This window comes from Streptomyces sp. NPDC056347, assembly GCF_042262625.1.
GTDB lineage: Bacteria > Actinomycetota > Actinomycetes > Streptomycetales > Streptomycetaceae > Streptomyces.
The window spans coordinates 1-8,128 of record NZ_JBHJQP010000257.1; the positions used below are offsets into that span (position 1 = coordinate 1).

Consider the following 8,128-nt stretch of genomic DNA (forward strand, 5'->3'; position numbering starts at 1 on the left):
GCCCCGGGCACCCGCCCGGGGCCGTGACCGTTCCCGGGCACCCGCACCGGTACCGGCGACGCGGGCGGCACCAGCGATGGAGACGGCGACGGACCGGGGGACCGACTGACCGGGCGGATCGACAGGGTGTGCGGCCGGTGCCGGTGCCGCTGGACGGTTGGTCCATTGCCCGCCCGGCCGCCCGCCCGGCATTCTTCGCGGGTGCGAGCAATCCCGAAGAACCCCATGTCCCGCCGCTCCATGCTGCGCGCCCTCGGAGCCACGGCGGCCGGTACCGCGCTGGCCGGGTGCGGTGTGCCCGCCGCCTACGTGGAGCCCGGCGACCGCGCCGGGCGCGACACCTCGGCCAGCGACCACACCCTGCACTTCGCGAACTGGCCGCTCTACATCGACACCGACGACGACAACACGTCGAAGCGGCCCACCCTCGACGCCTTCTCCAAGCGGACCGGGATCTCCGTCACGTACACCGAGGAGATCAACGACAACGACGAGTTCTTCGGGAAGATCAGCCCGGCGCTGATGAACCATCAGCAGACCGGCCGCGACCTGATCGTGATCAGTGACTGGATGTCCGCCCGGTTCGTCCGGCTGGGCTGGGTGCAGGAGATGGACCGGGCGAAGCAGCCGAACGTCGCCAAGTACCTCGACCCCCAGCTGCGCTCGCCCGCCTTCGACAAGGGCCGCATGCACAGCGTCCCCTGGCAGTCCGGGATCACCGGCATCGCGTACAACCGCAAGAAGCTCGGCCGCGAGATCAAGCACCTGAGCGATCTGTGGGCGGACGACCTGCGCGGCAAGGTGACCCTCATGTCCGGGCTCGACGAGTCCATCGCCCTGCTGATGCAGGGCAACGGCGTCGACGTCACCCACTGGAAGCGGGACGACTTCTTCCTGGTGTGCGAGCAGATCGAGAAACTGGTGAAGAAGCGGCACATCCGCCGCTTCACCGGCAACGACTACATCAAGGACCTGTCCACCGGCGACGTCCTCGCCTGTCAGGCCTACTCCGGCGACGTCATCCAGCTCCAGGCCGACAATCCGGAGATCGAGTTCGTGGTGCCCGAGGAGGGCGCCGAGCTCTGGGCGGAGTCGATGATGATCCCCAACCTCGCCCGCCACAAGCGCAACGCGGAACGGATCATCGACTACTACTACGAGCCGGAGGTCGCCGCCGAACTGGCGACCTGGGTCAACTACGTCTGCCCGGTGCCCGCCGCCCGTGACGTGCTGGCCTCCGCCAAGGACAAGGAGACCGCCGAACTCGCCGAGGACCCGCTGATCTTCCCCGACGACGAGATGCGCAAGCGGCTCGCGATCGCCCGCGACGTCACCTCCGAGGAGCGCACCGAGTTCGCGAAGAAGTGGAACGGCATCGTCGGCCTCTGAGGCGGGCCCGGAGCCGCCCGGGGGCGCCCAAGGATGCGTGAGGATGCCTGAGGACGCCTGAGGGACGGTTCCGGGCACCCCGCGGACGCCTTTCCGCAGGCACCCCCGGGCGCCCTTGGGGGCGGCCCCGGAGGGCTGTGAACACGGGCGTACGCTGCGGGACATGAGCGAGCGAAGAGCCTTGCTGAGGCGCATACGCGTGTGGTTGGCCGTCTTTGTCGTCTGTCTGGTGCTGAGCGGGCTGACCGCCTTCCCGCTCGTGCACGAACTCCATTGGGCCGAGGATCTGCTGAGGTCCTCGGCCTCTCCCGTGCCGGAGCACTTCCCGGCGCTGATGGAGTGGATCACCAGGGTCCGCACCGGTCTCGACGAGGCCGACGCGAGGTACCCCTTCGTCCTGTACGGCACCGACTGGCTGGCCTTCGCCCATCTCGTCATCGCCGTAGCCTTCTACGGCCCCTACCGCGACCCGGTCCGCAATATCTGGGTCATCGAATTCGGCGTGATCGCCTGTGCCGGGATCATCCCGCTCGCGCTGATCTGCGGCCCCATCCGCGACATTCCCTTCTGGTGGTCCGTCATCGACATGTCGTTCGGTGTCTTCGGGGTGATCCCGCTGCTCGTGGTGCGCCGCATGATCAAGCGGCTGGAGGCGATGGAGCGGCCGGCGCGGTCCGAACCGGCCGTGACCGCCGCACCGGCCGGCTGACCCCGGACCGCCCGGCGTCAGTCGGCCGACGGGGCGCCGAAGGCGGCGACCACGATGCCCAGCGCCGTGGGATTCATCCCCTCGCCCTTCGCGTCCGTGGAGTTGACGCTGTAGACCAGCGTCCGCGAGAGGTCACGGGTGGCCGCCAGCACCGTGTTGTACCCCCAGCGGCCACCGGTCTTGCCCCAGACCTCACGCTCGCCCAGCCGCATCACCGACAGACCCGCGCTGTACGCGGCGGGCTCGCCCGTGCCGTACTCGCGGACCGAGGCGTCGGGAAGCGTGAACATCGCCTCCAGCAGCGGACCGCGCACCACCCGCCCGCCGAACAGCGCCCGGGTGAACCGCTCCAGGTCAGCGGTGGTCGATATCAGGTCGCCCGCCGCCCACGCGTCCGTAGCCCCCCACACCGTCACATCGCGCAGCTCGCCCCCGCCGAAGATCTGGTAGCCGCGGTTGTGCGGCCCCCGGATCGTCGGATCTGCCCCCGGGAAGTAGGTGTCCTTCAGCCGCAGCGGTTCAAGGATGCGACGGGAGACCTGCGAGGCGTACGCGTCGCCCGTGACCCGCTCGATCAGCAGGCCCGCCACGGTGTAGCCGATGTTGTCGTAGTGCTGCTGGGTGCCGGGCGCGAAGTCGGGCTCGCGCGAGGTGGCCTCGCGCACGGCACGCGCCGGGTCGTGCGGATCGAAACGGTGCGCGTACCAGTCCTCCAGCTCGCCGCCGCCGCCCACGGACGGGATGCCGCTCGTGTGGTCCAGCAACTGGCGCACCGTCACCGCCCCGTACGCAGCCGGGATCAGGTCCGGCAGATAGCGCCGCACCGGGGCGTCCAGGCCGACCCTGCCCTCTCCGGCCAGCTGGAGTACCACCGCCGCCGTGAAGACCTTGGTCACCGAGCCGGCCCGGAACCGCCCGTCCGGGTCCGCAGGGCGCCCGGACACCAGATCGTGGACCCCGGCGCTGCCCCGCCAGGCGCCCCCAGTGCCCGAGACCCGGACCAGCGCGGCGGTCGCGTCATCCTTCGGCAGCCCGGCGAGCGCGGACCGCAGAGCCTCGGCGTCCGGGGCGTCCGGGGCGGGCAGGCCGGACGGGGCGGACGGGGCGGGCAGGCCGGACGGGGCACCGGGCGCCGCCAGAGCGGGGACGGCAGGTCCCGCCGCGATGCCGAGAACCAGTGCTGCCGCGACGACGGTGCGGGACGTACGGGCGTTCATCTCCGGTGCCTCCTGGGCGTGGAACCTCGACTGCTTTCGGATTCCATCCTGTTGAAGAACGCCCTCGGGCGGATCACCCGGGCGGGGGGGTCGTCGGGGGGAGACGCCCTCGCTCGCGCGGGGGAGGAGAGCGACACCTCTCCCTCCGCAGAGGGACTCATCCCGCCGAAGGAGTCACCAGACCGCACTCGTACGCGCAGATCACCGCCTGGACGCGGTCGCGCAGCCCCAGCTTCGACAGCACATTGCCGACATGCGTCTTCACCGTGTGCTCGCTGACCACCAGCGCCGCCGCGATCTCCGCGTTCGACAGGCCCCGGGCCAGGTGCAGCAGCGTCTCGCGCTCCCGCGCGGTCAGCATCTCCAGACGGGCCGACGGCGCCGCCGCGGGCGGCCGCGCGGTGTACTCGGCGATCAGCCGCCGCGCCACCGACGGCGCGAGCAGCGACTCCCCGGCCGCCACCACCCGCACCGCGTGGACCAGGTCCTCCCGGCGCACGTCCTTGAGCAGGAAGCCGCTCGCGCCCGCCCGCAGCGCCTCGAAGACGTACTCGTCGGAGTCGAAGGTGGTCAGCATGACCGTCCGGCAGCCGGTCCCGGCGCTGATGGCGCGGCAGGCCTCGATGCCGTCCGTTCCCGGCATCCGGATGTCGAGCAGCGCCACCTCGGGCGCCAGCCGTCGTACCGCCGCCACCGCCCCGTCCCCGTCGGCCGCCTCGGCCACCACCTCGATGTCCGGCTGCGCGTCCAGGATCATCGCGAAGCCGCTTCGTACCAGCTCCTGGTCGTCGGCCACCACCACACGGATCGTCAACGTGTCTCTCCCCCCACTCGTTCGCTTCCGCCGCCGGCCCCCGGCACCGTCCACGGAATCGTCACCCGCAGCCGGAAGCCCAGCCCGTCCGGGCCGGGTCCCGTGGTGGCCGTACCTCCGTGCGCGGCGGCCCGCTCCCGGACGCCGACCAGTCCCAGCCCCGACGACGGACCGGGGCCACCGTTCGGGCCCCGTCCGTCGTCGGTGACGGTGAGGGCAAGTGCCCCGGTTCCGTGGTCCAGCAGGACATGGACCGTGTCCGCGTCCGCGTGCTTGACCACGTTGGTCAGGGCCTCCTGCACGATCCGGTAGACAGTGGCCTCGACCGCCGGGCCCGGCGGCCGGGCAGCGCCCGTCGCCCGGTACGAGACCGTGAGGCCGCTGTCGCGGACCCGCTCCACCAGCCCGGGCAGCGCCGCCAGCCCCGGCTGCGGTGCGCGCGGCGCGTGCTGCGGGGCCTCGGGCTCACGCAGCAGACCGAGCATCCGGCGCAGTTGCACCATCGCGTCCCGGCCCGTCTCCGAGATCGCGTCGAAGGCCGCCTCGGCGCGCTCCGGTGCCGTACGCACCGCCACCGGACCCGCCTCCGCCTGCACGATCATCAGGCTCACCGCGTGGGACAGGATGTCGTGCATCTCCCGGGCGATCCGGGCCCGTTCGCGGGCCACGGCCTGTTCGGCCTCGATGCGGTGCGTCAGCTCCAGCTGCCGCGCCCGGTCCTCCACCGCGCGCAGATACGCCTGCCGCGTCACGGTGAGCCGGCCGAAGGCGTACGCCGCCGCGAACACGAACAGCGAGAAGAACAGCTCCCGCAGATCCTGGCCGTCCAGCCCCACCGAGACCAGCACCGCCACCGCCGTCAGCGTCGTCACCGCGATCCGCTTCGGCGGCGAGGAGAGCTCGGCCACGGTGTAGAACGCCACGAGCCCGGTGTACGGGAGCGGCTGGCCCGGACCGTCCACGGCGAAGTTGTACAGCGCGCCCGTCGCCAGCACGGCCACCAGCACCAGCACCGGCGCCCGGCGGCGCAGCACCAGGGGTACCACCGTCAGCGTGGTCAGCCCGTACGCCGCCCAGGTCGCGGGCGGCAGGTCCGGGGCACGGGGGACCACGAACGGCATCGTCACGGCCGCCTGCACCAACAGCGCGACGAGCAGGTCCACGGTGCGGGGACCGGGACGCCGGACGCCCGGCCGGGCCCGTCCCGGTCCGGGCGTCGGGGCAGCGGTCACGTCGCCGCTCCTCCCGCCGGGCCGCCGTCGAGGACGTCGCGCAGCACGTCGATCCGGTTGGTGGTGACCGAGTCGACGCCGCGGCGGACCAGACGGCGCATGGTCCGCCGGGTGTCGGCCGTCCAGGCGGAGACCAGCAGCCCGTCCCGGTGCAGGCGGTCCGTCAACTCCCGGTCCACCAGCCCGAACCGGTAGTTCAGCCAGCGCGGCCGCACCGCTTCGAGCAGCACGGCACGCGGCGGCGCGGACGTCGACCAGGTCAGGGCGATCTCGGCCCGCCGGTCGGCGGCCCGTACCCGGAGCATGGCGCCGGGACCGGCGCAGTAGTGGACCCGCTCGCCGGCCCCGCACTCCCGGACCACGCCGACGACCGCCGCCACCGAGGCGTCGGTGGCGCCCGGCAGGTCGATCATGAGCCGGTGCGCCCCCGCGGCGAGCAGCGCCTCACGCAGGGTGGGCACACCGTCGCGGGTCAGCTCGGTGACCTCCCGGTGGGCCAGCCGGTCGAGCCGCACGTCGTGCCCCCACAGCCGTTTCAGCGTGGCGTCGTGCAGCAGGACCGGCACACCGTCCCGGGTGAGCCGCACGTCGACCTCGACCGCGTCCGCGCCCCGGCCGAGCGCGGAACGGATCGAGGCGAGGGTGTTCTCCCGGACCCGGTAGGGGTCGCCGCGATGGGCCACGGCGGTGACTGAGGTGACCATGGGGTCATTGTGACCACTGGCCACCGGCCCGCGCGCCCGTTCGGCCCCGTCCCGGACGGCCCGTCTCAGACCCGCCCCAGCCAGGTGGCCGTGTACGTGTCGATCTCGGCGGTCAGCGCCCGCTTGCCGGCCGGGTCCAGGTACGAGGCCTCGACCGCGTTCTTCGCCAGCTCCGCGAGCCCCCGCTCGTCCAGCGCGAGCAGCCTGGCGGCGACCGCGTACTCGTTGTTGAGGTCCGTGCCGAACATCGGCGGGTCGTCGCTGTTGATGGTGACCAGCACGCCCGCGTCGGCCATCGCGCGGATCGGGTGCTGCTCGATGTCCGGTACCGCGCGGGTGGCGACGTTCGACGTCGGGCAGACCTCCAGCGGGATGCGGTGCTCGGCGAGGTGGGCCAGCAGCCTCGGGTCCTGGGCGGAGCTGGTGCCGTGGCCGATGCGCTCGGCGCGCAGGTGGGTCAGGGCGTCCCAGACCGTCTGCGGACCGGTGGTCTCCCCGGCGTGCGGCACGGAGTGCAGCCCCGCCGCGATGGCCCGGTCGAAGTACGGCTTGAACTGGGGCCGCTCCACCCCGATCTCCGGACCGCCGAGGCCGAACGAGACCAGCCCCTCGGGCCGCAGGTCCAGCGCGAGCCGGGTGGTCTCCTCGGCGGCCGTAGTCCCGGCCTCGCCCGGAATGTCGAAGCACCAGCGCAGCACCACCCCGAGCTCGGCCTCGGCGGCCTTGCGGGCGTCCTCTATCGCCTCCATGAACGCCTGCTCGGGGATGCCGCGCCGGGTCGAGGAGTACGGGGTCACCGTCAGCTCCGCGTAGCGGATGTTCTGCCGCGCCATGTCGCGGGCGACCTCGAAGGTCAGCAGCCGGACGTCCTCCGGCGTACGGACCAGGTCCACGACGGAGAGGTACACCTCGATGAAGTGCGCGAAGTCCGTGAACGTGAAGTAGTCGGCGAGCGCCTCGGGGTCGGTGGGGACCTTGGAGTCCGCGTGACGCGCGGCCAGCTCGGCGACGATGCGGGGGGAGGCGGAGCCGACATGGTGGACATGCAGCTCGGCCTTGGGCAGCCCCGCGATGAAGGGATGCAGATCGGTCATCGGACACTCCGGGGCGTGGAAGGCTCGGCTGCCGGGCGCCGCGGCCCGGGCAGAGGACGGGGATCATCGTAGGCCGCGTCGGTCCGCCGTAGGCAGGGCCGTAGCATGACGGGGATCACGATGGGGGAGGCATATGTCAGACAGCACTGAGCAGCCCGGGGGCGGGGGCGCGCCGCGCGACCCGTGGGCCCCGCCGGAGAGCGGAGCGCCGCTGCCGGAGAACAAGGTGCCGCTGGAGAAGCCGTCCGCCGACGCCGCTGCGCCCGCCGCGCGCCAGCAGCCCACGGTCGCGGCGATGCCCGGGGCCGAGGAGAGCCCCGCACCGGCCGACGCGCCGCCGTCGCCGGGTTTCGGCGCACCGGCACAGAGCGGGCCGGTGCAGAGCGGGCCGGTGCCCGGTGCCGGCGACGTACCGCCGCCGCCGGTCGGGCCGAACGGCCCGGGACAGCAGAGCCCGCCGCCCGCCGGGCCGTACGGCTACCCGGCCGCGCCGCCCGCGCCGTACGGCGGCTACTCCTCCTACCCCGGCTACGGCCAGACGTCCTGGGTCACGCCGCCCGCCAACGGTATGGGCATCGCGGCCATGGTGCTCGGCATCCTGGCCGTCTGCCTCTTCTGCGTCTACGGGATTCCCAGCCTGGTCCTGGGCACGCTGGCCCTGATCTTCGGCATCCTCGGACGCAAGCGGGCACAGCGCGGTGAGGCGAACAACGGCGGGCAGGCGCTCGCCGGGATCATTCTGGGATCCATCGGCATCGTCTTCGGAGTGGCGATCATCAGCTTCTTCATCTGGCTGTTCGCCACGCAGATCAACGAGATCGAGGACGACTCCACGTACGACGACCCGTACGCCACCTCCCTGGTCGTCGACGTCCGCCGCTGACGGATCCGGGGCGGCCCGGTCCGTCCCGCCCGCTCGGCACCGCCACCCGCCCGCGGCCCGGCGGGACCGGAACCACGGTCCCGCCG

8 protein-coding genes are annotated in these 8,128 nt (G+C 72.7%); 3 read left to right on the forward strand and 5 right to left on the reverse strand.

Annotated elements, in window-relative coordinates; translation table 11 throughout:
- Positions 1–225: 225 nt before the first annotated feature.
- Both ACFCV8_RS34360 and ACFCV8_RS34365 read left to right on the forward strand, forming a co-directional pair.
- Complete coding sequence (locus tag ACFCV8_RS34360; RefSeq protein ID WP_376689438.1) at positions 226–1,389, forward strand: spermidine/putrescine ABC transporter substrate-binding protein; 1,164 nt, start codon at positions 226–228, stop codon at positions 1,387–1,389.
- Between the two features lie 163 nt (positions 1,390–1,552).
- Positions 1,553–2,098: a hypothetical protein gene (locus ACFCV8_RS34365; protein ID WP_376689432.1), complete on the forward strand. Its 546-nt coding sequence runs from the start codon at positions 1,553–1,555 to the stop codon at positions 2,096–2,098.
- A gap of 17 nt (positions 2,099–2,115) precedes the next feature.
- On the opposite strand, the gene ACFCV8_RS34370 is transcribed toward ACFCV8_RS34365, so the two are convergent.
- The 5 genes from ACFCV8_RS34370 to ACFCV8_RS34390 all read right to left on the reverse strand — a co-directional run bounded on the left by ACFCV8_RS34370 (position 2,116) and on the right by ACFCV8_RS34390 (position 7,159).
- A complete protein-coding gene (locus ACFCV8_RS34370; RefSeq protein ID WP_376689433.1) occupies positions 2,116–3,315 on the reverse strand; it encodes a serine hydrolase domain-containing protein in 1,200 nt (399 codons plus the stop codon).
- A gap of 157 nt (positions 3,316–3,472) precedes the next feature.
- A complete protein-coding gene (locus ACFCV8_RS34375) occupies positions 3,473–4,129 on the reverse strand; it encodes a response regulator (RefSeq protein WP_376689434.1) in 657 nt (218 codons plus the stop codon).
- Positions 4,126–5,250: a sensor histidine kinase gene (locus ACFCV8_RS34380; protein ID WP_376689439.1), complete on the reverse strand. Its 1,125-nt coding sequence runs from the start codon at positions 5,248–5,250 to the stop codon at positions 4,126–4,128. The genes ACFCV8_RS34375 and ACFCV8_RS34380 overlap by 4 nt, the downstream gene beginning before the upstream one ends.
- Positions 5,251–5,357: 107 nt before the next feature.
- The gene (locus ACFCV8_RS34385) at positions 5,358–6,065 is read right to left on the reverse strand and encodes a glycerophosphodiester phosphodiesterase (protein WP_376689435.1); all 708 of its coding nucleotides are present in this window, start codon (positions 6,063–6,065) and stop codon (positions 5,358–5,360) included.
- A 65-nt stretch (positions 6,066–6,130) separates the two neighbouring features.
- A complete protein-coding gene (locus ACFCV8_RS34390) occupies positions 6,131–7,159 on the reverse strand; it encodes an adenosine deaminase (RefSeq protein WP_376689436.1) in 1,029 nt (342 codons plus the stop codon).
- 133 nt (positions 7,160–7,292) lie between these two features.
- Here ACFCV8_RS34390 and ACFCV8_RS34395 point away from each other — a divergent pair, with 133 nt between their 5' ends.
- Positions 7,293–8,042 carry a DUF4190 domain-containing protein gene (locus tag ACFCV8_RS34395; RefSeq protein WP_376689437.1) on the forward strand — a complete coding sequence of 250 codons (750 nt, stop codon included), beginning with the start codon at positions 7,293–7,295 and terminating at the stop codon, positions 8,040–8,042.
- Positions 8,043–8,128 lie beyond the last annotated feature (86 nt).